Below are 21,563 nucleotides of genomic sequence, written 5' to 3'. Positions count from 1 at the left end.
ACGTAGGGAACTGTGTCTACGCTCGTCGGGGGAGGGCGATGGTGCGGATCCGGCTGCTCGGGGGTTTCGGGGTCGATCGAGGGGGACAACCCGTCGATGGCCAGGTCTGGCGTCTGCGGAAGGCGCGGACGCTGGTCAAGATGCTGGCGTTGACGCGGGATCAGCGGCTGCATCGCGACGTACTGCTCGAGGAACTGTGGCCCGACCGGCCGCCGATGTCCGCGGTCAACAATCTCCATCAGGCACTGCACGTCGCCCGTCGCGCGCTCGCGGGCGAGGCGCCGAGCAACGGTCTGCTCGAACTGCGCGACGACTTCGTGGTTCTGCTCGCGGACGGTCTCGTCGAGGTCGACGTACGGACGTTCGAACGGCTGGCCGCGACGGCGCGGACCAGCGGTGACCTGGGCGACCTCCGGACCGCGGTAGCGGCGTACGGCGGAGACCTGCTCCCCGAGGACCGCTTCGAGGACTGGGCCGACCGTCCACGCTCGGAACTGCGAGCGACCTTCTGCGACCTCCTCGTGGACCTCGCGGAGGCGACCGAGAACGACGTCGAGGCGCTCGATGCGCTCCAACGGGCGCTCGCCATCGACTCGCTCCACGAGCGTGCCGTCCGCGACCTGATGCGGCGTCACGCGGCGATGGGCCGATCATCGGAGGCGTTGGCGCAGTACGAACGCCTCCGCACGGACCTGCGTACGACGTACGGCACCGACCCGGACCCGGAGACGCAACGCGTCTACCGCGACCTCCTGACCGGAGAGGCACCGATCCGGCCCCGCCACAACCTCGCCCCGGTGCTGACGAGCTTCGTCGGACGCGAGCGCGAGATCGCCGACGTACACCGCCTCCTGGAGCGCGGCCGGCTGGTGACGCTCACCGGGGTCGGCGGCGCGGGCAAGACGCGGCTGGCGGAGGAGGCCGCTCGGCGGCTGCTCGACTCGTACGCCGATGGCATCTGGATCGCCGACCTGGTCCCGGTGGCGGATCCGCGGCTCGTCCCCGACACGGTCGCGGCCGCACTGGGACTGGACCCGGCAGCGGGCTCGGATTCGTTGCGCACACTGATCACCCGCCTGGCGCCCCGAAAACTCCTCCTTGTACTGGACAGCTGCGAACACCTGCTCGCGGCCTGTGCCGGCCTCGCGAGCGCAGTACTGCGAAACTGCCCCGGCGTCACCGTGCTCGCGACGAGCCGCGAGCCGCTGCACACGCCGGGCGAGGTGACCTTCCGGGTGCCCTCACTCGAGCTTCCGGAGCCGGAGGATGCCAGTGACCTGAGCCGGCTCGGGACGCTGGCTTCGGTACGGCTCTTCGTCGACCGGGCCCAGGACGTCCGGCCCGGCTTCGTGCTCGATGCGGACAACGCGGCGCCGGTGGTGGAGATCTGTCGTCGTCTCGACGGCATTCCCCTCGCCCTGGAACTGGCCGCCGCCCGCGCATCGCACCTCGAGCCGGCGGAGATCGCGGAGCGGTTGAGCCAGGCGCTTCCGCTGCTCGGCCGGCACGGTGAGATCACTCGGCATGCGACGTTGCGGGCCGCGCTCGAGTGGAGCCACGCCTTGCTGTCGGACGACGAGCAGATCCTGCTGCGGCGGCTCGCCGTCTTCGCCGGGAGCTTCTCGTTGCCATCGGCCGAGGAGGTGTGCGCGGACGATCGGATACCCGCCGCGGACGTGCTGGACGGCCTCGGTCGCCTGGTCGACAAGTCCTTGTTGCTGGTCGACCACGACGGTCCTCGTTCCCGCTATCGCCTGCTGGAGACCATCCGGCAGTTCGCGCGCGAGCGACTCGTCGCCGCGCATGAGGTCGAACCGCTGGAGACAGCGCACTTCGAGCACTTCCTGGACCTGGCCTGCGCCCAGGATCCGGAACGCGCCAGCGTCGTCGTCGAACGCCCGCAGTCGCTCGACCTCGACCACGACAACCTCCGCGCCGCCCTCGCGTGGGCGGTGCGTCACGATCACCAGCGGGCATTGCTGCTGGGGGTGAACCTCTCGCAGTACTGGCTGGCGCGGGGTCATTTCGCCGAAGGCGCCGGCTGGCTCGAACGCATTCTCGACGTGGCCGTCGTACCGTCCCGGGATCGGGTGCGGGCGATCTTCGCACTGGCGGTCCTGGACGCGCGGAGTGGTCTGAGCGATCGGCTCCCAGGTCTTGGAGACCAAGGTGTCGCGGTCGCCGAGCAGTCAGATGATCCGACCGACATCGTGTCCGCCCGGGTCCTGCGCGGCACTCTTCTCCTCGGGAGCGGGGATCTCAACGAGATCGAGCAGACCGCAACGGAAGCGCTCGCGCAGGCCGATTCGCTGGGAGCCGCACCCGTCGCCGCTGCCGCCCAGCAATTGGCCGCGATGGCCGCGTTGTTCCGGGAAGACGTGGAACCCGCACAGCAACGATTCGCCGAGTGCCTCGAGCGGCTGAGCGTGATCGACTCGACCGTCGGCCCGTTCTTCCCCGCCGTGACGGTGTGTCTGCCGCTCGCTCCCGTCGACGGCTCGATGGTGCCGGTGTTCGAGGAGACCTTCCTGCTCGGCCGTCGGGTCGGCGCCGTCCTCGGCCGTGGCTATGCCTTGTCGGCCTTCGCCGACGCCCACCGACTGGCGGGCGATCTGGCCGGAGCGCTGGACGCCGTACGGCGATCTGTCGAGGTGTTCGCCGGTGTCGATGACGCGGCGGGTCTCGGCCACGCCCTCAACCACCTGGGATGCATCGAGCGCGACCAGGGACTGTTCGGGCCGGCCGAGGAACATCTCCGCGAGGCGCTGCGGATCCGGGAGCAACTCGGCGATCGCCGTGGCGAGAACCTGACGCTGGCCAACCTCGGGCTGCTGTCCGCGGCGGCCGGCGACCCCGCGGACGGCCGGCGGCTCACCCGCATCGCCCTCGACCGCGGCGAGGCGGTCGACGATGTGCCCGGCGCGGCGGGCGCACTGCTGAACCTCGTCGTCGTCGAACTTTTCGCCGGTCAACGGCAGCCCGCCCGGAGGCTGGCCGAACAGGCGGTGGAGGCCTTCCGGCCACAGGGTTATCTGCGCCTGGAGGCGTGGGCCCGGCTCCTCGCCGCCGAACTCGCGCGGGACGACGGTGACACCGAGACACTGTCCCGGCACGGCCGGGTGGCGGCCGAGATCTTCGCCCGGCTGGGCTGCCGGATCGGTACGGCGCGGGTCGCCGCCCTGCCGACAGCACGCTAAGTCACGCTAAGCCATTGCGAAGGCAGTCTTCCTAATGTCGTTCGTGTCCAGGGAGACCCCTGGGTACGACGACTCGGGAGTAGAGATGACAACGACGCAAGCGCGGCAGGACACGCTCGGGGAGGCCACGCTCGGTGAGCTCGCCGAGGGACTTCGTGGCGAGCTGGTCCGCCCGGCCGACCCTTCGTACGACGAAGCGCGGTCGATCTGGAACGCCGCGCATGACAAGAGGCCCGCGCTCATCGTGCGATGCCGCGGGGTGGCCGACGTCATCCGGGCGGTGGAGTTCGCCCGGAGCGAGGGGTTGACGCTGGCTGTGCGGGGCGGCGGTCACAGCATCCCCGGTTTCTCGACGACGGACGGCGGCCTGGTGATCGACCTGTCGCCGATGAACGCGGTGCGGATCGACCCCGACAGGCGCCGCATCGTGGCGCAGGGCGGCTGCACCTGGGGAGATGTCGACGCCGAAGCGCAGGCGTTCGGGCTGGCGGTCACCGGCGGACTGGTGTCCACGACCGGCGTCGCGGGCTTCACGCTCGGCGGCGGGATCGGCTGGCTCGTCCGCAAGGCCGGACTCGCGTGCGACAACCTCATCGGTGCCGACATCGTCACCGCGGACGGCCGGTACCTGCACACGAGTGAGGACGAGAACCCGGAGCTGCTCTGGGCGCTGCGGGGTGGCGGCGGCAACTTCGGTGTCGTCACGTCGTTCGAGTTCAAGGCCCACGAGGTCGGGCCGACGGTGTTCGCCGGACTCGTCTTCTACCCGGGCGACCGGGCGGCCGACGTACTCCGCGGCTTCGGTACGGCGGCAGCCGGCGCGCCGGACGAGTTGTCGCTGGCGATCAACCTGACGACCGCGCCACCGTTGCCGTTCCTGCCGGAGGAGGTGCACGGCAAGCCCATCGTCGCCGTACTCGGCATGTGGTCCGGGCGGCACGAGGAGGGCGACGCGGCGACCAAGCCGTTCCGCGAGCTCGCGCCGGTGGTGGCCGACCTGTTCGGCCCGATGCCGTACACCGCGATGCAGACGCTGCTCGATCCGCTGTTCCCGCGCGGCATGCGGAACTACTTCCGCTCGGCGTTCTTCAGCGACCTCGGGCAGTCGACCGTCGACGCGCTCGTCTCGGCGCACGCGCAGGTACCCAACGGCGTGTCCGAGCTCCACGTCCACCACCTCGGTGGCGCGATGGGCCGCGTCCCGGCCGACGCCACCGCGTTCGGCACCCGCGACCACGAGTTCATCCTGAACGTGGTCGCCCGTACCCCGGACGCGGAAGGCTACGACGAGGCAGTCCAGTGGGCCCGCACCTCCGGCGCCGCACTGGGCCCGAACGCCGCGTCCTACGTGAACTTCACCGGCGAGACGAACGAGGACATCGTCCGGGCGTCGTACCCGACGGCGACCTACGACCGCCTCGTCGCGGTGAAGAACACGTACGACCCCACCAACCTGTTCCACCTCAACCAGAACATCCCACCCACCAAGTAGCAGTCAGCAGGTTGTGGTGATGGGTTGGTTGGTGAAGCGGGACCTGGTCCAGGTGAGGATGTCGGGCATGGCGCCGTCGTCGATGCCTTGGATCCAGGGGTAGGTGTCGTGCTCCAGACCGGGGTAGGTCCGGTAGTCCAGCCGGGTGCCTAGGTGGCAGAGGGAGGCCGCGACCTGGTTGGTGACGGTCACGGGGACGACGGTGTCCGCTTCGCCTTGGAGGAGCAGGACCGGGCCGCCGAGGGGTCGGTGTCCGGTGGAGTTCGTCCGCAGGTACTGGGTGAAGGCGGGATCGGTCGAGTACGCCGGTCTGACCAATTGCGATCCGGTCAGATCGGCGTACGCCGCGGATGCCGCGCCGAGGCAACCGATCGCGGTGATGCCGATCCGGGAGTACGCCGTGGACGTGAGGAGCCGGTCGGGCCGGATCCGGGGATCGCTGTTGTGGGCACCCTGCGCCAGCAACGCCGCGAAGGCACCGTAGCCAGGAGTGTTCGCCACATGATCGGCGAGCGCGGTCAGGTCAGCGGCCGGGGACGTGACGACAGTGCCGAGGTACCCGGGTTGCGGTACGACGCGCTGCCGCTCGGCCACCGCCAGCGCAGCCCCACCACCTTGCGAGTGACCCCACAGGACCCACCGGGGCGAGAGATCGTGCCGCACGAGACGAGCCGCGCGCTGCGCGAAGATCACGTCGTTGGACTCGGCCGTCTTGTTCACGATCTCCGGCCGTCCGTCCGTACCAAGACCCGCATAGTCCGGCGCCACCACGGCGAACCCCTGGTCGACGAACCGCATCATCTGGTTCCCGTGATACAGATCGCGCATCAACGACGGCGCGCAGTCCCGCCCGATCCCACTCGCGCCATGAGCGTCCACCACGACAGGCCATCCACCAACCGGCGCCTTCCCCGCTGGTACGACGACAACGGCCGACGCGGCCACATCCCGACCATCCGACGTCCGTGAGTGATACAGCATCCGGGTCGCCGCGATCGTGTAGTCGCTCGTCGCCTCCTGCCGGATCACAGCCCCAGCAGGTGCCCAAGGCAACGGAGTTGGCGGGTCGTAGAAGGAAGTCCGCGGTACGGCGTTCTGCCGTTGCAGATCCAGTTGGCACTGCACGTCGCAGTCGGCCGCCTGGGCGGGTAAGGCCAGGCCGGCAACGGCTGTAGCCGCCGCGACCAGGGTGATGAGATACCGCACGTCGATTCTCCAGAGTGCTCAGCCCGCCCCCAACGGGCGGTCCACGCACCCAGGACACGCAGCACCCGCGCCGCTGTGACGTGACCTACCTCTCAGGCGCGCAGGGCCGCCTCGATCGAGTCGACCAGCAGCTGCTCGTCACCCGCCCGCCACTGATGCGCGGCCGGGCAGCACCACTGCGGGGGCTCCTGCGGTACGACGCATCCCGCGAGCACGACACGACCGGCCGCGGCCGCCTCCTGGGCCTGCGCTGTGGGCAGCCCGTAGAGGATCGGCACTCCAGGACCCCCACAGGTCGGACACGTCGGTGCGACGACTTCAGTTGCCATGCAGCCAACGTACGTCAATCCACCAGCGCCGTCGCGGCCTCATGGGTCCGCGCGGTCCAGACCCCGGAGGACGCGGTCGGCCTCCGGAGCCTTCGAGGAACCGGCGTGTGTCAGCAGGTGACCTGCAGGGTGGTCAAGTAGCTCCGCAGTGCCCACCCAGGGGGCCGTGATGTCCCCGGTGAGTACTGCGCAGCCGCCTAGTTGGCCTCTTTCGTGGCCCAGTAATGCCATTGGGGGGACGCGACCGGGGAGCGGGTCAGGCCGTCCGGCCAGGTGGCCGGGAGGTCGTGACTTCGCGCCGCGTACAGGATCACCTCCGATGCGATGCGGTCGCCGCGGACGGCGACGCGTGCGGCGGTCTCGGCACGCATGTCGGTCAGGTAGTGGATGGCGGGCAGGAACTCCGCACTCAGCCGTGGGCTGAGCCGGCCGACCGGTTCGTCGTCCAGCCGGATCTCGACCACGATCCGGTGCCGGTCCTGGATGCCGTCCTCCTCCTCGATCGCATGCATGGTGGCGTACGCCCAGCACTCGCCTTCCGCCCGGAAGAACGGCGCCAGGACGTCGGGATGGACCTCACTGCCCGGTACGACGATGCCGCTGCCGGGCGGTAGCAGGTGATAGCTGCCGGGTGGTGGCAGGTTCACCGGGACGAGCATGTGCGGCTGGCCGAGGGCCACCGCCACGCTGGCGTGGAACTCGGTGCCCTGGTCGCCCTTGCCGTCCCAGTCGGCCGGCTCCCACTCACTCACCCACAGGTGGCACGGCACCTGCGGTTGCAGGCCTTGCGCCACCAGCTCTGACAGCACCGGGTGGTACCGGTGCGCGTCGTCCCTCGGCAGATAGCCGACAACCTTCCCCTGCACCCGTACGGCGATCGATCGGGGGTCGAAACGGTTGTGCGGTTCCGGGACCAGGTCCGCGTCGGTGTCCAGGTCTGCACCGCGCGCCGGGATGGGGTCGGGGAACAGGCTTCGGATCGCCTGCTCGTGCGGAGCCTCCCGCACGACTTCCTGACCGCACCACAAGGCGTCGCCCCACAGACTGAACGGAATCAGTTCCATCCTGCCCTCCAGTCCTTCTGACCGGCTTTACTCGGCTCATCCCGTCCAGACCCCTGGCCGTTACACCGAGTGAGCGTATGAAAACTAGAATCCCCATCGAAGAGCCGTTTCACGCATAGTGCAAGAGGCTGATGCGCAAAGGTCGCCCGCCCGTCCGTACTGTGGACGCGAATTGTCTTGTGCAGCGAGCGAATCGGCGAAGATCGTGCAAATGCACGGGAAGGAAGCTCATGCAGGGCAGTAGTTCAGTCGCTCGATCGACCACCAGCACAGGCCGTCCGGCCGTTGACGCGGAAGCGATCGAGGCCGCGGTCAAGCGACTCGACAGCGTCGCCGTGCGGACACCGTTGCAGCGCAACCTCCGCCTCTCCGAGCGCACCGGAGCGCAGGTCTGGCTGAAGCGCGAGGACCTGCAGATCGGCCGTTCGTACAAGCTGCGCGGGGCGTACAACCTGATCGCGCAGCTCGACGACGCGGCGAAGGCGGCCGGGGTCGTGTGCGCGAGTGCCGGCAACCACGGTCAGGGCCTGGCGTATTCGTGCCACATTCTCGGTGTCCAGGGCAAGGTGTACGTCCCGCGTACGACGCCACGCCAGAAGCGGGACCGGATCGCGGCGCTCGGCGGCAAGCAGATCCAGGTGATCGTCACCGGCGACACGTACGACGACGCGGCCGCGGCGGCCCACGCGGAAGGCGCGGCGACCGGGGCCACGATGGTTCCGGCGTTCGACGACCCGAGAACCGTTGCAGGCCAAGGGACTGTGGCCGTCGAGCTCGTCGAGCAACTCGGTCAGGCCCCCGACGTACTGGTGGTTCCGGTGGGTGGTGGTGGGCTGGTCGCGGGGGTCGCGACGTGGCTGACCCAGCGGCATCCCGGCGTACGGATCGTCGGTGTCGAGCCGGCCGGAGCGGCGAGCATGGCCGCGGCGTTGGAGGCCGGCGAGCCGGTGACGTTGCCGCACCTGGACAGCTTCGTGGACGGCGCCGCCGTACGGCGGGTCGGCGAAGTGACCCTGCCGTTGGTCCAGCGGGCCGGTGTCGAGATGGTTTCGGTGCCCGAGGGACTCGTCTGCTCGGAGATGCTCGAGCTCTACCAGACCGACGGCCTGATCGCGGAGCCCGCGGGCGCCTTGTCAACAGGTGCCTTGGGCAACGGTCTGGCCGTGCGGCCGGGTGAGACGGTCGTCTGTCTGCTGTCCGGCGGGAACAACGACGTCAGCCGGTACGGCGAGATCCTCGAACGATCGCTCGTCCACGAAGGGCTCAAGCACTACTTCCTGGTGACGTTCCCGCAGGAGCCCGGCGCCCTCCGCCAGTTCCTCGACGAGGCCCTCGGCCCCGACGACGACATCACCCTCTTCGAATACGTCAAACGCAACAACCGCGAGACCGGCGTAGCCCTGGTCGGCATAGAAATCAGCCGCCCCGGCGACCTGGCAGGCCTGCAGGCCCGCATGGACGCCGCCCCCCTCGACATCGAACGCATCAACCCCAACTCACCGGAGTTCCGCTACCTCATCTGACGAACCGATCCCTACCTCATCGTCAGTTCTGCGTAGGCCTGGAATGCCGCGAATCCTGCGGATGCGTCCCATCCGCCCAGTCCCGCTCCCGATCGTCAACCAGGTCAGCTGCCTGAGCACGATGATCCTCCGACTCCGCACGCGCATGCTGCGCAGCCTCGTTCCGCTCAGCCGCGCCGGCCGCGAGACGCCGTGCCTCGGCCGCCTTCTCGTCGGCGATCGCCTGCGCCTTCCGCGAGCGCGCCTCGACCTCATCCGCCACGGCCTGCTGCCGCTCCGCATGAGCCGCCGACGCGCGGGCGTGCTGCTCGTGCTCGTACGCCGCCTGTCGCTCCCGCTCGGCCCGGCGCTGCGACGTCCGCGACGCGGCCCCGGCGATCAGCGCCACCAAGATCACCAGCACTGCAAGCGCCACAACAATCCACACAATGGTCATTCCGTCCATCGCCCCTCCAAGGCTCGATGTCCAGAACACCCGGTACCCGGACCTGCCCGGGCCTAACGCCGGGCCGGTCCGGGGCCGCGGTCAGACCAAGCCGCGGCGAGCGGCCCAGACGATGGCTTCGATGGCGGTGGAGAAGCCGAGGCGGTCGCAGACCAGGCGGGTGCGGCGGCGGACGGTGCGTTCGGAGAGGTCGAGGCGGCGGGCCACCGCGTCGACCGGGAGACCGGTGGCGAGGAGGCGGAGGAGTTGCAGGTCGTCGTGGCTGATCTCGCGAGGTGGGACCCGGCGAGCCAGCGGGCGGAGTTCCTGGGGGAGGACGGTCATACGGATCACCTTGTTCCGAACACCCGGGACTCGGCGGCGTCCCAGTCGGCCGGTTTGCCCTGCGGCTCGTAGCGCCGCAGGTGATGGGTGGACCGGACCAGCGCGCGCATCGCGCCCAGGTCCGGCAAAGGCTCGCCCAACGCGCGAGCCTGAACCAGAACGTTGCCCAGCGCCGAGGCCTCGACCGGCCCGGCCAGCACAGGCAATCCACAAGCGTCGGCGGTCAGCTGGCAGAGCAGCTCGTTCTGCGAGCCCCCGCCGATGACGTGCAGTACGTCGACCGCCCGGTCCGCGATGCTCTGCGCCGACCGCAACGTCCGGCGGTACGCGAGCGCGAGACTCTCCAGTACACACCGCACCGCGGCGGCCCGCGACCGCGGCGGCTCCTGCCCGCTCGCCCGGCAGTGCTCGTCGATCCGCCGCGGCATGTTGCCGGGGGCAAGGAACTCCGGCGCGTCCGGATCGATCAGTACGGCGAACGCCGGCGCGCCGGCCGCCTCCCGCAACAGCCGCGGCAGGTCGTCGTCCCCCCAGACCCGCTGGCACTCCTGCAGGATCCACAACCCCATCACGTTCCGCAGGAACCTGGTCCGCCCGTCCACCCCACCCTCATTGGTGAAGTTGGCCGCCCGAGCCTCCTCCGCCAGCACCGGCGCATCCAGCTCCAGCCCCACCAGCGACCAGGTCCCGGACGAGATGTAGGCAAACCGCTCATCCCCCGCAGGCACAGCAACAACAGACGAAGCAGTGTCATGCGACCCCACCGCAACCACCGGCGTCGCACGATCCAACCCGGTCTCCTCGGCAACGTCAGGCAGCAGAGTCCCCACCACATCACCCGGTTCCCGCAACACCGGCAGCAATTCCCGGGGGATCCCCACCCGTGCGACCAACGGGTCGCTCCACGTCCGGGTCCGGACGTCGTAGAGCTGAGTGGTGGAAGCGTTCGTCCGCTCAACCCCGACCTCTCCGGTCAGCCAGTAGCCGAGCAGGTCCGGGATCATGAGCAGCACCTCCGCCCGGTCGAGCGGCCCTCCCCCACCCCCGCGCCCGCCCGCGGTTTCTGCGGCTAGCTGGTAGACGGTGTTGAAGGGGAGCTGTTGCAGCCCGGTGATGGCGTACAGATCTTCTGCGGAGACGGTCTCCAGGACCTTCTCCATCACGCCGTCGGTGCGGGAGTCTCGGTAGTGGACCGGGTTGCCCAACAGGCGGCCGGACCCGTCCAGCAAGCCGTAGTCGACGGCCCAGGAGTCTATGCCGATGCCGTCGACCGGGCCGGCCGTGCGGAGGCCGCCGAGGAGGGAGCGGTAGAGGTGCAGGATGTCCCAGTGGAGTGTGCCGGAGACGCGCACCGGGCCGTTCCAGAAGCGGTTGACCTCGGACAGCTCCAGCACCCCGGCGCCGACCGTACCGAGCATGACGCGTCCGCTGGACGCGCCCAGGTCCACCGCGGCGACGCGTTTCATGGGGAGACGACGGTCAGGTCGAGGTGGAGGAGGTCGGCGACCGCGGCCAGGTCCTTCGCGCGATGACCGGTGCCGAGGGCCCAGTGATGCGCGACCCCGGAGCCCGACCACGCGTCGGTCCACTCACCCGGGTCACACCCGAAGTCGACCCGCGACGTCGTGTTCCCGATCTGCAGCAACGGCCCCGGTACGACGGTGCCCTCGGACGCGATCAGGTTGAACGAGCCGTCCCGGCGCTGACCGAGACCGCAGGCCGTCACCGGCCCGTGCTTCACGTCGAACTCGACGGACACCCCCCAGCCGCGCTTGCCGTGATACACCCCGAGCCCACGCAGCAACGGCTTGGCCGAGCTGATCGCCAGGTGCGCCGGCCCGTCGTGGCCCATCTCGACCACGTTGTCGTTGAAGTTCAGCGCCTGCAGCTCGGTGAACGACCCGCCCGCACCCAGCCGGTCCATTACCAGCATCGCCAGCGAGGTCCGCAGCTCGTACTCACCGGCCGCCGGAATACCCCTTGCCGTCAGCAACGAGGCACCCAGGATCATCCCGGCCGCGACCCGCTCGTGCGTCTCTCCGTCGAGTCCACGGTGGTAATAGGCCAAGGAATCAAGGGAGAAGTCCTCGACCAGCCGGTCGAGCGCGACCGACACCGTGGCACCCCACCGGAAGTCGTCCTCGTTGACGGAGTCGTCGAGGGTGAAGATGTCCTGCGCGAGCTTCATCCGCTCGTCCGTCTCGGCCGAGGTGACCTTCTCGACCCGGACCCGCAGATCGTCGATCTCGAGGATCTCCACATGACCGCCGAGCTGCGACGAGACCAGCGTCGGGTCGGTGATCACGTCCATCATCCCCGGGTACAGATGCCCGAGAAGGCCGTGCCGCCCGTGCCGGAACGCCGCCCGTACGCCGGCCGCCCGGATCCACCGATCGATCCGCGCCCACGCCCGCTCGTCCTCGAGGTACCCGGACACCGACCGGAAGTCGATGCCGCACCGCTCGAAGGCGTTGGCCATCTCCGGCAATGGGCAGGCGCCGCAGTAGGCCAGCCAAGCACCCGTGTCGAACGTCGCGTGATCCATCGCCTCGGTCGGCTGCAGATTCAGCAACAGCACCGGCGCACCACTGCGCTGAGCGACCGGGACCAGCATCGACGCGGTCATGTACGTCGTCAGGAAGCCGACGATCAGATCGCAGTCCGCCACCCGAAGCTTCTCCGCCGCCACAGCGCCTTCCTGCGCGTCGGAGATGAATCCGACGTCGACGACCTCGCAGTCCAGCGCGGAGAAGCGCTCGGACACCCGTCGCGCGGATGCCTGCAGCTGCGGCAGCAGGTCAGGGAACTGCGGCCAGTACGCGCCCAGCCCACCCGCGACCAGCCCGATCCTGGTCTTGCGCGGATTGATCCGCTCCAACTCGGTCATCAGACTCCTAACGCAGGAAGGCGGCAGCGACGCCGGCGTCGACGGGAACATGCAGACCGGTCGTGTGCGTCAGCTCCCCACCGGCCAGCGCGAACACAGCGGCCGCGACGTGCTCCGGCAGCACCTCCCGCTTCAGCAACGTTCGCTGCGCGTAGTACGCGCCCAGCTCCGACTCGGGTACGCCGTACACCGCCGCACGCTGCGCTCCCCAGCCCTTGGCGAAGATCCCGGAACCCCGTACGACGCCGTCCGGGTTGACGCCGTTGACCCGGACACCGTGTTCACCGAGCTCGGCCGCGAGCAGCCGGACCTGGTGGGCCTGGTCCGCCTTGGCCGCGCCGTACGCGACGTTGTTCGGACCGGCGAAGACCGAGTTCTTGCTGGAGATGTAGATGATGTCGCCGCCCAGGCCCTGATCGATCAGTACCTTCGCGGCCGCCCGGGAGACGAGGAACGAGCCCTTCGCCATCACGTCGTGCTGCAGGTCCCAGTCGCGTTCGGTGGTCTCCAGCAACGACTTGGAGATCGACAACCCGGCGTTGTTGACAACCAGATCGACGCCACCGAAAGCGAGTACGCCCTCCCGCAGCGCCGCCTCCACGGCCTCGGCCGACGACACGTCGGCGCCGACGGCAACGGCCACGTCGGACGACCCGATCTCCTTCGCCACCGCCTCGGCCGCGGCCAGATCCAGGTCCGCCACGACGACACACGCACCCTCGGCCGCCAGTCGCTGAGCGATCGCCTTCCCGATGCCCGACCCACCACCGGTCACGAACGCGACCCGGGTGGCCAGCGGCTTCGCCTTCGGCATCCGCTGCAGCTTGGCCTCTTCCAGCGCCCAGTACTCGATCCGGAACTTCTCCCGCTCGTCGATCGGCGCGTACGTCGAGACCGCCTCGGCCCCACGCATCACGTTGATCGCGTTCACGTAGAACTCGCCGGCCACCCGAGCGGTCTGCTTGTCCTTCCCGAAGCTGAACATGCCGACACCCGGCACCAGCACGATCGCCGGATCCGCACCGCGCATCGCCGGGCTGTCCGCCTCGGCGTGCCGGTGGTAGTAGGCCGCGTAATCCTCGCGGTACTGCGCATGCAGCTCACGGAGCCGGCGGACCGCCTCGTCGAGCGGGGCAGTCGGAGGAAGGTCGAGCACCAGTGGCCGCACCTTCGTGCGGAGGAAGTGGTCGGGGCACGAGGTACCCAGCGCCGCCAGGGCGGTCAGCTTCTCCCGGGACGTGAATTCGAGGACGGCCTCCGAGTCGGTGAAGTGTCCGACCTGGGGCTTGTCCGTGGACGCGAGCCCGCGGATCACCGGAGCCAACTCCGCGGCGCGGGCCTGGCGGGCGTCATCTGGCAAGGCCTCGAACCCGGGCACCACAGCACCGAAGGGCTCCGCGGATCCACGCTCCGCCAGGAAGCGTTCCGCCGTACGGATGATCTCCAGCGAGTTGGCCTCGCACTCCGCCGAGGTGTCACCCCAGGCCGTGATGCCGTGCCCACCGAGAATGCAGCCGATCGCGGAAGGGTTCTCCCGCTTGACCGCCGCGATGTCGAGGCCGAGCTGGAACCCGGGCCGCCGCCACGGCACCCAGACCACGCGGTCGCCGAAGCACTCCGCGGTCAGCTTCTCCCCGTCGGCCGCGGTCGCCAGCGCGATCCCGGAGTCCGGGTGCAGGTGGTCGACGTGGGGAGCGTCGACCAGGCCGTGCATCGCGGTGTCGATCGACGGTGCCGCACCGCCCTTACCGTGCAGGCAGTAGTCGAACGCGGCGACCATTTCGTCCTCCCGGTCGACGCCCGGGTAGACGTCGACCAGCGAGTTCAGCCGGTCCAGCCGAAGAACGGCGAGTCCGGCCGGCGTCAGCGTTCCGAGGTCGCCGCCGGACCCCTTCACCCAGACCAGGTCGACGGGTTGCTGCGTCACCGGGTCGGTCGCCGTACCCTTCGCCGACGTGTTCCCGCCGGCGTAGTTGGTGTTGCGCGGATCGGCACCCAGTCTGTTGCTACGCGCAACGAGTTCGGCTGCAGTGCCTGACCGGGGCGGTGGGGTGGGCGAAGAGTCAGAAACGGTCATGGTTGCTCAGGCTCCCCATCCGGCCTGCTGGCCGTCGGCTCGGTCTTTCACGATCTGTTCGTAGTAGCCGCTGCGCTTGTACGCCGCGACCGGGTTCGGATCGAGGCCCTGCGACTCGCGCAGGTCGGCGAGCAGCGGGCGGACGTCGGTGTTGTAGGCATCCATCAGCGCCGCGTTCGCCTCCAGCACGTCACCCGAGGCCTGGGCCGCCCGCAGCGCGTCCCGGTCGACCAGCAGCGCCTTCGCGGTGGCCTCCTGGACGTTCATCACCGAGCGGATGATGGCCGGGATCTTCACCTCGATGTTGTGGCACTGGTCGAGCATGAAGGCGATCCCGCGGTCCGGGTCGAGCGCGTCGCCGCGAACGATCTCGTTCATGATCCGGAACAGCTGGAACGGGTCCGCCGCCCCGACCATCAGGTCGTCGTCGGCGTAGAACCGGCTGTTGAAGTCGAACGCGCCGAGCTTCTTCACCCGGAGCAGGAACGCGACGATGAACTCGATGTTCGTCCCCGGCGCGTGGTGCCCGGTGTCGATACACACCGTTGCCTTCGGCCCCAGTTCGAGACAGTGTGCGTACGACGTACCCCAGTCCGGCACGTCCGTGGTGTAGAAGGCCGGCTCGAACAGCTTGTACTCCAGCAGCATCCGCTGGTCATCGCCGAGCCGGTCGTACACCTCCTTCAGCGCGGTCGCGAGCCGGTCCTGCCGGTCCTGGATGTCGTCCTGGCCCGGGTAGTTGGTGCCGTCGGAGAACCACAGCTTCAGATCCCGGGACCCGGTCGCGTCCATGATGTCGACACACTCGAGCAGGTGGTCGGTCGCCTTCCGCCGGACCGCCGGATCGGGGTTGGTGACGCTACCGAGCTTGTAGTCGTCGTCCTGGAACACGTTGCTGTTGATCGCGCCCAGCCGGACGCCCTGCTCCTTCGCGTACGCCGCCAGCGCCGCGTAGTCGTCCACCTTGTCCCACGGGATGTGCAGCGCGACGCTCGGCGCGACCCCGGTGTACTTGTGCACGACGGCGGCGTCGGCGATCTTCTCCTCCGGTGAGCGCGGCACACCAGGCTGACTGAACACCTTGAACCGGGTGCCGGAGTTCCCGAACGCCCACGAGGGCAACTCGATCTCCTGGCGGCTCAGGGCGGCCTTCACGGCTTCGGTCGTCATGTTCAGTCCTCTTTCAGGTGGAAGATTTCGGGCAGCAGCAGGAACGACTCGTCCGGCGGGCGGCCGTCTTCTGTGCCGTCTCCTTGGCGAGTGAAGAACTCGGTCATCTCCGCCTGCCAGCGGGTGTTGACCTCGGTCGCGGCCATCGCTTTCTGCGCCGCCTCCAGGTCCTCGGCCTCGACGTACCCGATCAGCAGGCCGTCGTCACGGAGGAAGAGCGAGTAGTTGTGCCAGCCGGAGTCGCGTAACGCGGCCTGCATCTCCGGCCAGACGTTCCGGTGGCGCTCGACGTACTCCTCCAGACGGTCGGGCCGGACCTGGAGGCAGAAGCAGTAGCGATTCACAGCGGTCCTCAGAAGTTGAACTGGTCGATGTCGGCGGTCGACACGCCGACGCGGGCGAACCGGTGGGCGGCCTGGCGGACCATCGCGGCCCGGTCGCAGGTGTTGAAACGACCCAGCGGCCGGGCGCGGCAGCGGCGAGCCGTCGGTCATCGTCACCTCCAACTCGGGGCGCAGAGTCGCTGAAAGGTTTCAAGAGGATTGCACGAACGTAAGGGTGGGCGCCGCCGGCCGTCAAGGGGTCGCCCACCTCCTGGCGTCCGATCCCGGACGGTGACTGCGGGAAACCGGCCGAAACCAGGTACGCTTCGCCCGCTAACACGTTTCAAACCCGGACCATGACGCGGGGAGGTGCTCATGCCACCGGACAGCGCGCCCGAGCAGGCAGCCGGAGCCTCCCCACGGCCGCCGTCAGGACGGCGCCGGAAGGCGAAACGGCACGCCGCCGGGGTCAAGGCAGTGGCGGCGGCCGCGGGAGTGTCGCTGGGGACGGTCTCGAACGTGCTGAACCGGCCCGAGGTGGTCAGTCCGCTGACGCGGGCGAAGGTCGAGGCGGCGATGGCCTCGCTCGGGTTCGTGCGGAACGAGTCGGCCCGCCAGCTCCGGGCCGGCAGCAGCCGGATCCTCGCCTACCTGATGCTCGACGCCGGCAACCCGTTCTTCACCGACGTCGCGAAGGGTGTCGAGGACGCGGCCCGCGCGGCCGGACTCTCGGTCTTCCTCTGCAACAGCAACGAGGACGCCGACCGCGAGGCCGACTACCTGGACCTGCTCGAGCAGCAGCGCGTGCAGGGCATCCTGATCACCCCGATCGACCAGAACTCCTCCCGCCTGCGCAAACTCCCGTCCCGCGGGACGCCGGTCGTCGTGGTGGACCGCTCCATCGACGACACCGAGCACTGCTCGGTCGCGGTGAACGACATCCTCGGCGGCGAGCTCGCCATCGCCCACCTGCTCGAGCTCGGCCACGAACGGATCGCGTACGTCGGCGGCCCGAACACGATCGGCCAGGTCATCGACCGCCGCGATGGCGCCCGCCGCGCCCTCCGCAAGGCCGGCAAGCCGCCGGAGAACCTGATCGAAATCACCACCGGCGCCCTCACCGTCGCCGAAGGCAGGGGCGCGGGGCAACGACTCGCCGGCCTCCCAGCGGCCCGCCGCCCGACCGCGGCGTTCTGCGCCAACGACCTCCTGGCGCTCGGCTTGCTGCAGCAGTGTGTGAGCCTCGGCCTGCGCGTTCCCGAGGACCTCGCCATCGTCGGGTACGACGACATCGAGTTCGCCGAGGCCGCCGCCGTACCGCTGACCTCGGTCCGTCAGCCCCGGCAGCTCCTCGGCCGCACCGCGGCGGAGCTCTTGCTCGACGAGTCCTCCAACCCGGACCACGAGCACCAGCGGGTGACGTTCACCCCCGAACTCGTCGTCCGGACCTCGACCCGGGGCACCCTCTGAGCTGGTCGCGCTATGGTGGCGAGGCGATTGGTCCACTGGGCGAGGTGAGACATGCGCGTCGCTGGCGGGGGTCTGGTGCGGCGATGGGGCGGCCGGGCTGTCGGCCTGGCGATCACCGGCGTCGGCCTGTACATCGTGGCGCCGAGCATCCTGTCCCTCTTCGGAGCCTGGCCACGCCTGGCTGACGTGGATCCCTGGTGGTTCCCGGTCCTCGTCGTCCTCGAGGCCTGCAGCTTCGCGGCACTGTGGTGGCTCGCCAAACTGGCCATGGCCCAGCACGCCGGGGACCAGGAGCCGCGACCGATCCATGCGGGTTGGGGCACGATCGCGACGGCGCAACTGGCCGGGAACGCCGCCAGCAAAGTCGTCCCCGGCGGCGCGGCCACCGGTGGTGTCCTCCAAGCCAGGCTCTTGATCCAGGCCGGCCAGCCGGCGGCAGTCGTCGCGTCCGCTCTCACCGCAATGGGCCTGATCACCACCGGCGTGCTCTTGCTGTTGCCCGTCCTGACGGTGCCCGCCGTGCTGATCGGCCCGCCGCCCGCTCGGCAGCTGGAGCTCGGCCTCCTGGTCTCGCTGATCATGGCGATCGTCATCGTCGGTCTCGGACTCACCGCACTCACCTGGAAACGGTTCGTGGTGCTGGTCGGTCGTGGGACCGGTCGTGTCCTCCATGTCGTGAAGCGCAGCGTGACTGCCGAGAGCTGCGCCGCGCTGCTGGTCACGCAGCGAGACCGGGTGGCCGCCGCGTTCGAGGGCCACTGGTGGGCTGCGGCGTTCGCGGCGGCGGCGAACCGCATGTTCGACTACGCCGCGCTCGTGGCCGCGCTGGCGGCGCTCGATGCGCACGCCCGCCCGTCGATGGTGCTCCTGGCGTATGTCGTCGCCCAGGCCCTCGCGATGATCCCGATCACGCCGGGTGGTCTCGGCTTCGTCGACGCCGGCCTCACCGCACTGCTGGTCCTCATCGGAGTCAGCGCGGACACCGCACTCATCGGGACGCTCCTGTATCGGCTCGTCTCCTTCTGGCTGCCGATCCCGGTCGGCCTCCTGGCCTGGGCGGGCTGGCGGATCCACCGCCATGTCACCGATCCGTCGAGAACAGAGGCACCCCCTTCCGCCGAGGAAGACGCCTAGCGGTCAGGCGCCGTACGCGGCGAGGAACACCTCGGTCGCCTGGTCGGCGAGCTTGTCCAGCTCACCCGGCTTCGGCCGTTGCCGGGTCCCCGCGAACATCGCCCGGTTCATCGGTTTGTACATCACCAGCCCCGCGAACTGGTACGCCGCCAGCGTCGGATCGCCCAGCTCCCGCAGCAGACCGCGCTCGGTCAACCGGGTCAGCGCGGCCCCGAGCGCCTCGAGTGACCGCTCGAAGCCGCTCGTGAACCAGGCTCCGCACACCTCCGGGAACCGGTCCGCTTCCGCGATCACGAGCCGGCGCAACTGCAGCACACTGTCGGCGGTGAGGCTGTCGAGCAGCCGGCGGGCCAGCGCCCGCAGGGCTTCACGCGCGTCGGTGGCGCCCTCGAGCGTGTCGACGTACGCCTGCAGCAGGCCGTCCATCAGCTGGTCGCTGGTGCCGAGGACGATCTCGGCGAACAGGCGCTCCTTGTTCTCGAACTGCTTGTAGACCGTCTGCTTGGAGACGCCGGCCTTGGCGGCGACCTCGTCCATGCTCGCGCCGAGGTACCCATGCTGGAGGAAGACCTCGGTCGCGGCGGCCAGGATCGCGCGGCGCTTGCGCGGCGTCCGCCCCTCGCCCTCGATGGCGACGGCCTGCTCCGGCTGCCAGACGGCGGCCCGCTGTCGATCCTCCACGACGTCCTCCTCGGTGGTCACCGAAATCATACTAGACAGTCCAGTTCTTCTCTGAGTACTGTACGGTCTAGTTCCGAACGACGCGACAGGAGAACGACGATGAGTACTGTGAAATCCGCCGACGGCACGACGATCGCCTTCGAGGCGTGGGGCACCGGCCGGCCGCTGATCCTGGTCGACGGCGCCACCGCCCACCGCGCGGTCAACCCGTCGAACGCCGAGGTGGCGAAGCTGCTGAGTGACGAGTTCCGGGTCTACGCGTACGACCGGCGCGGCCGTGGTGAGAGCTCGGACACCGCGCCGTACGCGATCCAGCGGGAGATCGAGGACCTGGCCGCGCTGATCGAGGACGCCGGGCAGCCGGCCATCGTGTTCGGCTGGTCCTCCGGCTCACTGCTGGCCCTGGACGCGGCGGCCGCCGGGCTGCCGATCAGCGCGCTGGCGCTGTTCGAGCCGCCGGTCGTGGTCGACGACTCGCGCCCGCCGCTGCCATCCGACTACGTCGAGCAGCTCGACGCGTACGTGGCGGCCGGACGCCGGGACAAGGCAGCCGAGCTGTTCATGACCGCGGCGGCCAACATGCCGGCCGAGTTCGTCGACGGGATCCGGCAGAGCCCGTACTGGGCGCCGGTCGAGGAGATCGCGCACACCATCTCGTACGACGGCCGGATCATGGGTACGACGATGTCGGGCAACCCGCTGCCGGCCGACCGGTGGGCCGCGGTCGACGTCCCGGTCCTGGTCATGCACGGCGACGGCACCGCGCCGTTCCTGATCAGCGGCGCGCAGGCCGTCGCCGAGTTGCTGCCGACCGCGACGCTGAAGCCCGTGACTGGTGCGAACCACAACGTCGAGCCGCCCGTGCTCGCGCCGGTCCTGCGGCAGTTCGCTCACGAGGGCTGACGCGATGGGGACGATCGTGCTGACCACGTTCAGCTCGCTGGACGGCGTCGTACAGGCTCCGGGCGGGGAGGACTTCAAGTACGCGAACTGGACGTTCGAGTTCGACCGGGGCGAGGACGGGGAGAAGCAGGTCCCAGGCAGCATCCGGCTGGTGCAGGGACTGCTGGCGGCGGATCTGGTGGACGAGATCCGGTTGATGACGTTCCCGGTCATCCTCGGGACCGGGCGGCGGCTGTTCGGCGAGACGCCCGAGAAGACGCGCTGGAAGCTGACGCGGTCGGAGACCTTCGGTGAGGGCGTTCCGGTGACGGTGTATCGGCGGGACTTGACCTAGACAGCGCTCTAGCACGTTGGGTGTTCGTCATGACGAACATCGCGCTGGGCGCCATGGAGTACGGGACGCGGATCGGCGAGAAGGAGTCGTTCGCCCTGCTGGACGCGTACGTCGACGCCGGCGGTGAATGGATCGACACGGCGAACTGCTACGCGTTCTGGCAGGATCCGAGCGGCCATGGCGGGCAGAGCGAGGAACTGCTCGGCCGGTGGCTCGCTCGGCGGCCGGGGGTGCGTAACCGGGTGAAGCTCGCGACGAAGGTCGGCTGTGAACCACTCTGGCCCGGCAGCTACCCCGAGCATGTGGAAGGTCTGAGCGCTCAGGCGATCGACGCGGCGCTGGAAACCTCGCTCCGGCGACTCGGTGTGGACCACATCGACCTCTACTGGGCGCACCGCGACGACCGTTCGACCCCGCTGGAGGAAACCGCGGCTGCCTTCGGCAAGCACGCGGCCGCCGGCACCATCGGCCGCATCGGCCTGTCCAACTACGCCCTGTGGCGGTACGAGCGGATGCGCGGTCTGGCCACCGAGCTGGGCGTCATGGCCCCGAGCGCCCTCCAGCTCCGCTACTCCTACCTGCAACCGCGCCCCCTCGTCCGCGACCACGCCCACGACCACCGCTTCGGCTGGATCACCGACGAGGTCCTCGACTACGCCGCCACCAACCCCGGCCAGCAACTCTTCGCCTACAGCCCGCTGATGTCCGGCGCCTACGAGAACCGCCCCGACCGCCCCGTCCCCGAAGCCTTCACCCACCCCGGCACCACCCGCCGCCTGGAAGCCCTCACCGCCGTCTCCACCGACCTCGGCATCACCCCCTCCGAGACAGTCATCGCCTGGCTCACCACCGGCACCCCCGCCATCACCCCCATCATCGGCATCACCACCCCTACCTACCTCCGAACCGCCCTCCACGGCGCCCAACTCCGGCTCAGCCCCGAGCACCGCGCCCGACTCGACGACGTCTGGTAAATCACCTGCGACGATCGCTCCCCTTTGCAC

19 protein-coding genes are annotated in these 21,563 nt (G+C 69.5%); 8 read left to right on the top strand and 11 right to left on the bottom strand.

Annotated features, from left to right (window positions below; genetic code table 11):
- Nucleotides 1–38 precede the first annotated feature (38 nt).
- Nucleotides 39–3,197, top strand: a complete 3,159-nt coding sequence (locus tag ACZ6O0_RS08380) for a BTAD domain-containing putative transcriptional regulator (protein WP_465764176.1) — start codon at nucleotides 39–41, stop codon at nucleotides 3,195–3,197.
- 85 nt (nucleotides 3,198–3,282) lie between these two features.
- The gene (locus ACZ6O0_RS08375; protein ID WP_465764175.1) at nucleotides 3,283–4,689 is read left to right on the top strand and encodes an FAD-binding oxidoreductase; all 1,407 of its coding nucleotides are present in this window, start codon (nucleotides 3,283–3,285) and stop codon (nucleotides 4,687–4,689) included.
- Nucleotides 4,690–4,692: 3 nt separating this feature from the next.
- Here ACZ6O0_RS08375 and ACZ6O0_RS08370 read toward each other — a convergent pair whose 3' ends face one another.
- The 3 genes from ACZ6O0_RS08370 to ACZ6O0_RS08360 form a co-directional block, all read right to left on the bottom strand.
- Complete coding sequence (locus ACZ6O0_RS08370; RefSeq protein WP_465764174.1) at nucleotides 4,693–5,895, bottom strand: alpha/beta fold hydrolase; 1,203 nt, start codon at nucleotides 5,893–5,895, stop codon at nucleotides 4,693–4,695.
- Nucleotides 5,896–5,987: 92 nt separating this feature from the next.
- Nucleotides 5,988–6,224 (bottom strand): hypothetical protein, encoded by a 237-nt coding sequence (locus tag ACZ6O0_RS08365; protein ID WP_465764173.1) that lies wholly within the window; start codon nucleotides 6,222–6,224, stop codon nucleotides 5,988–5,990.
- 197 nt (nucleotides 6,225–6,421) lie between these two features.
- Nucleotides 6,422–7,288, bottom strand: a complete 867-nt coding sequence (locus tag ACZ6O0_RS08360) for an HIRAN domain-containing protein (RefSeq protein ID WP_465764172.1) — start codon at nucleotides 7,286–7,288, stop codon at nucleotides 6,422–6,424.
- Between the two features lie 230 nt (nucleotides 7,289–7,518).
- Between ACZ6O0_RS08360 and ilvA the strand changes: the two genes are divergently transcribed.
- Nucleotides 7,519–8,811: a threonine ammonia-lyase IlvA gene (ilvA, locus tag ACZ6O0_RS08355; protein ID WP_465764171.1), complete on the top strand. Its 1,293-nt coding sequence runs from the start codon at nucleotides 7,519–7,521 to the stop codon at nucleotides 8,809–8,811.
- 22 nt (nucleotides 8,812–8,833) lie between these two features.
- On the opposite strand, the gene ACZ6O0_RS08350 is transcribed toward ilvA, so the two are convergent.
- The 7 genes from ACZ6O0_RS08350 to ACZ6O0_RS08320 form a co-directional block, all read right to left on the bottom strand.
- Nucleotides 8,834–9,226, bottom strand: coding sequence for a hypothetical protein (locus ACZ6O0_RS08350; protein ID WP_465764170.1), 393 nt, complete (start codon nucleotides 9,224–9,226; stop codon nucleotides 8,834–8,836).
- Nucleotides 9,227–9,337: 111 nt separating this feature from the next.
- Entirely contained in the window at nucleotides 9,338–9,580 is a 243-nt protein-coding gene (locus tag ACZ6O0_RS08345; RefSeq protein WP_360369602.1) for a helix-turn-helix domain-containing protein, read from the bottom strand.
- 5 nt (nucleotides 9,581–9,585) lie between these two features.
- Complete coding sequence (locus tag ACZ6O0_RS08340) at nucleotides 9,586–11,046, bottom strand: rhamnulokinase (protein ID WP_465764169.1); 1,461 nt, start codon at nucleotides 11,044–11,046, stop codon at nucleotides 9,586–9,588.
- Nucleotides 11,043–12,467, bottom strand: coding sequence for an arabinose isomerase (locus ACZ6O0_RS08335; RefSeq protein ID WP_465764168.1), 1,425 nt, complete (start codon nucleotides 12,465–12,467; stop codon nucleotides 11,043–11,045). Before ACZ6O0_RS08335 ends, ACZ6O0_RS08340 begins: the two co-directional genes overlap by 4 nt.
- A 7-nt stretch (nucleotides 12,468–12,474) precedes the next feature.
- On the bottom strand, nucleotides 12,475–14,544 hold the full coding sequence (locus ACZ6O0_RS08330) for a bifunctional aldolase/short-chain dehydrogenase (protein WP_465764167.1): 2,070 nt from the start codon (nucleotides 14,542–14,544) through the stop codon (nucleotides 12,475–12,477).
- Nucleotides 14,545–14,550: 6 nt separating this feature from the next.
- Nucleotides 14,551–15,714, bottom strand: coding sequence for an L-rhamnose isomerase (gene rhaI / locus ACZ6O0_RS08325; RefSeq protein WP_465764166.1), 1,164 nt, complete (start codon nucleotides 15,712–15,714; stop codon nucleotides 14,551–14,553).
- A gap of 2 nt (nucleotides 15,715–15,716) precedes the next feature.
- Entirely contained in the window at nucleotides 15,717–16,058 is a 342-nt protein-coding gene (locus ACZ6O0_RS08320) for an L-rhamnose mutarotase (protein ID WP_465764165.1), read from the bottom strand.
- Between the two features lie 354 nt (nucleotides 16,059–16,412).
- Here ACZ6O0_RS08320 and ACZ6O0_RS08315 point away from each other — a divergent pair, with 354 nt between their 5' ends.
- Together ACZ6O0_RS08315 and ACZ6O0_RS08310 are read left to right on the top strand one after the other, a co-directional pair.
- Nucleotides 16,413–17,507, top strand: coding sequence for a LacI family DNA-binding transcriptional regulator (locus ACZ6O0_RS08315; RefSeq protein ID WP_465764164.1), 1,095 nt, complete (start codon nucleotides 16,413–16,415; stop codon nucleotides 17,505–17,507).
- Nucleotides 17,508–17,558: 51 nt separating this feature from the next.
- Nucleotides 17,559–18,641: a lysylphosphatidylglycerol synthase transmembrane domain-containing protein gene (locus ACZ6O0_RS08310; protein WP_465764163.1), complete on the top strand. Its 1,083-nt coding sequence runs from the start codon at nucleotides 17,559–17,561 to the stop codon at nucleotides 18,639–18,641.
- Nucleotides 18,642–18,644: 3 nt separating this feature from the next.
- On the opposite strand, the gene ACZ6O0_RS08305 is transcribed toward ACZ6O0_RS08310, so the two are convergent.
- Entirely contained in the window at nucleotides 18,645–19,343 is a 699-nt protein-coding gene (locus ACZ6O0_RS08305; protein ID WP_465764162.1) for a TetR/AcrR family transcriptional regulator, read from the bottom strand.
- Between the two features lie 78 nt (nucleotides 19,344–19,421).
- On the opposite strand from ACZ6O0_RS08305, the gene ACZ6O0_RS08300 reads away from it, so the two are divergent.
- Genes ACZ6O0_RS08300 through ACZ6O0_RS08290 form a run of 3 tightly spaced genes read left to right on the top strand, consistent with a single transcriptional unit; the run spans nucleotide 19,422 to nucleotide 21,533 of the window.
- The gene (locus ACZ6O0_RS08300; RefSeq protein WP_465764161.1) at nucleotides 19,422–20,225 is read left to right on the top strand and encodes an alpha/beta fold hydrolase; all 804 of its coding nucleotides are present in this window, start codon (nucleotides 19,422–19,424) and stop codon (nucleotides 20,223–20,225) included.
- Nucleotides 20,226–20,229: 4 nt separating this feature from the next.
- The gene (locus tag ACZ6O0_RS08295; RefSeq protein ID WP_465764160.1) at nucleotides 20,230–20,559 is read left to right on the top strand and encodes a dihydrofolate reductase family protein; all 330 of its coding nucleotides are present in this window, start codon (nucleotides 20,230–20,232) and stop codon (nucleotides 20,557–20,559) included.
- Between the two features lie 29 nt (nucleotides 20,560–20,588).
- A complete protein-coding gene (locus ACZ6O0_RS08290) occupies nucleotides 20,589–21,533 on the top strand; it encodes an aldo/keto reductase (RefSeq protein WP_465764159.1) in 945 nt (314 codons plus the stop codon).
- Nucleotides 21,534–21,563: the final 30 nt, after the last annotated feature.

Source organism: Kribbella sp. NPDC048837 (assembly GCF_055586945.1).
Note: the sequence above shows the minus strand (reverse complement) of the source record. Positions and strands in the feature narration are given on the sequence as shown.

Bases quoted from the DNA above. Each gene is read 5' to 3' on its own strand.
- ACZ6O0_RS08365 (WP_465764173.1), bottom strand. From the start codon at position 6,224: ATGGCAACTGAAGTCGTCGCACCGACGTGTCCGACCTGTGGGGGTCCT.
- ACZ6O0_RS08380 (WP_465764176.1), top strand. From the start codon at position 39: ATGGTGCGGATCCGGCTGCTCGGGGGTTTCGGGGTCGATCGAGGGGGA.
- ACZ6O0_RS08360 (WP_465764172.1), bottom strand. From the start codon at position 7,288: ATGGAACTGATTCCGTTCAGTCTGTGGGGCGACGCCTTGTGGTGCGGT.
- rhaI (WP_465764166.1), bottom strand. From the start codon at position 15,714: ATGACGACCGAAGCCGTGAAGGCCGCCCTGAGCCGCCAGGAGATCGAG.
- ACZ6O0_RS08310 (WP_465764163.1), top strand. From the start codon at position 17,559: ATGCGCGTCGCTGGCGGGGGTCTGGTGCGGCGATGGGGCGGCCGGGCT.
- ACZ6O0_RS08295 (WP_465764160.1), top strand. From the start codon at position 20,230: ATGGGGACGATCGTGCTGACCACGTTCAGCTCGCTGGACGGCGTCGTA.
- ACZ6O0_RS08335 (WP_465764168.1), bottom strand. From the start codon at position 12,467: ATGACCGAGTTGGAGCGGATCAATCCGCGCAAGACCAGGATCGGGCTG.
- ACZ6O0_RS08340 (WP_465764169.1), bottom strand. From the start codon at position 11,046: ATGAAACGCGTCGCCGCGGTGGACCTGGGCGCGTCCAGCGGACGCGTC.
- ACZ6O0_RS08300 (WP_465764161.1), top strand. From the start codon at position 19,422: ATGAGTACTGTGAAATCCGCCGACGGCACGACGATCGCCTTCGAGGCG.
- ACZ6O0_RS08290 (WP_465764159.1), top strand. From the start codon at position 20,589: ATGACGAACATCGCGCTGGGCGCCATGGAGTACGGGACGCGGATCGGC.
- ilvA (WP_465764171.1), top strand. From the start codon at position 7,519: ATGCAGGGCAGTAGTTCAGTCGCTCGATCGACCACCAGCACAGGCCGT.
- ACZ6O0_RS08315 (WP_465764164.1), top strand. From the start codon at position 16,413: ATGCCACCGGACAGCGCGCCCGAGCAGGCAGCCGGAGCCTCCCCACGG.
- ACZ6O0_RS08375 (WP_465764175.1), top strand. From the start codon at position 3,283: ATGACAACGACGCAAGCGCGGCAGGACACGCTCGGGGAGGCCACGCTC.
- ACZ6O0_RS08345 (WP_360369602.1), bottom strand. From the start codon at position 9,580: ATGACCGTCCTCCCCCAGGAACTCCGCCCGCTGGCTCGCCGGGTCCCA.
- ACZ6O0_RS08330 (WP_465764167.1), bottom strand. From the start codon at position 14,544: ATGACCGTTTCTGACTCTTCGCCCACCCCACCGCCCCGGTCAGGCACT.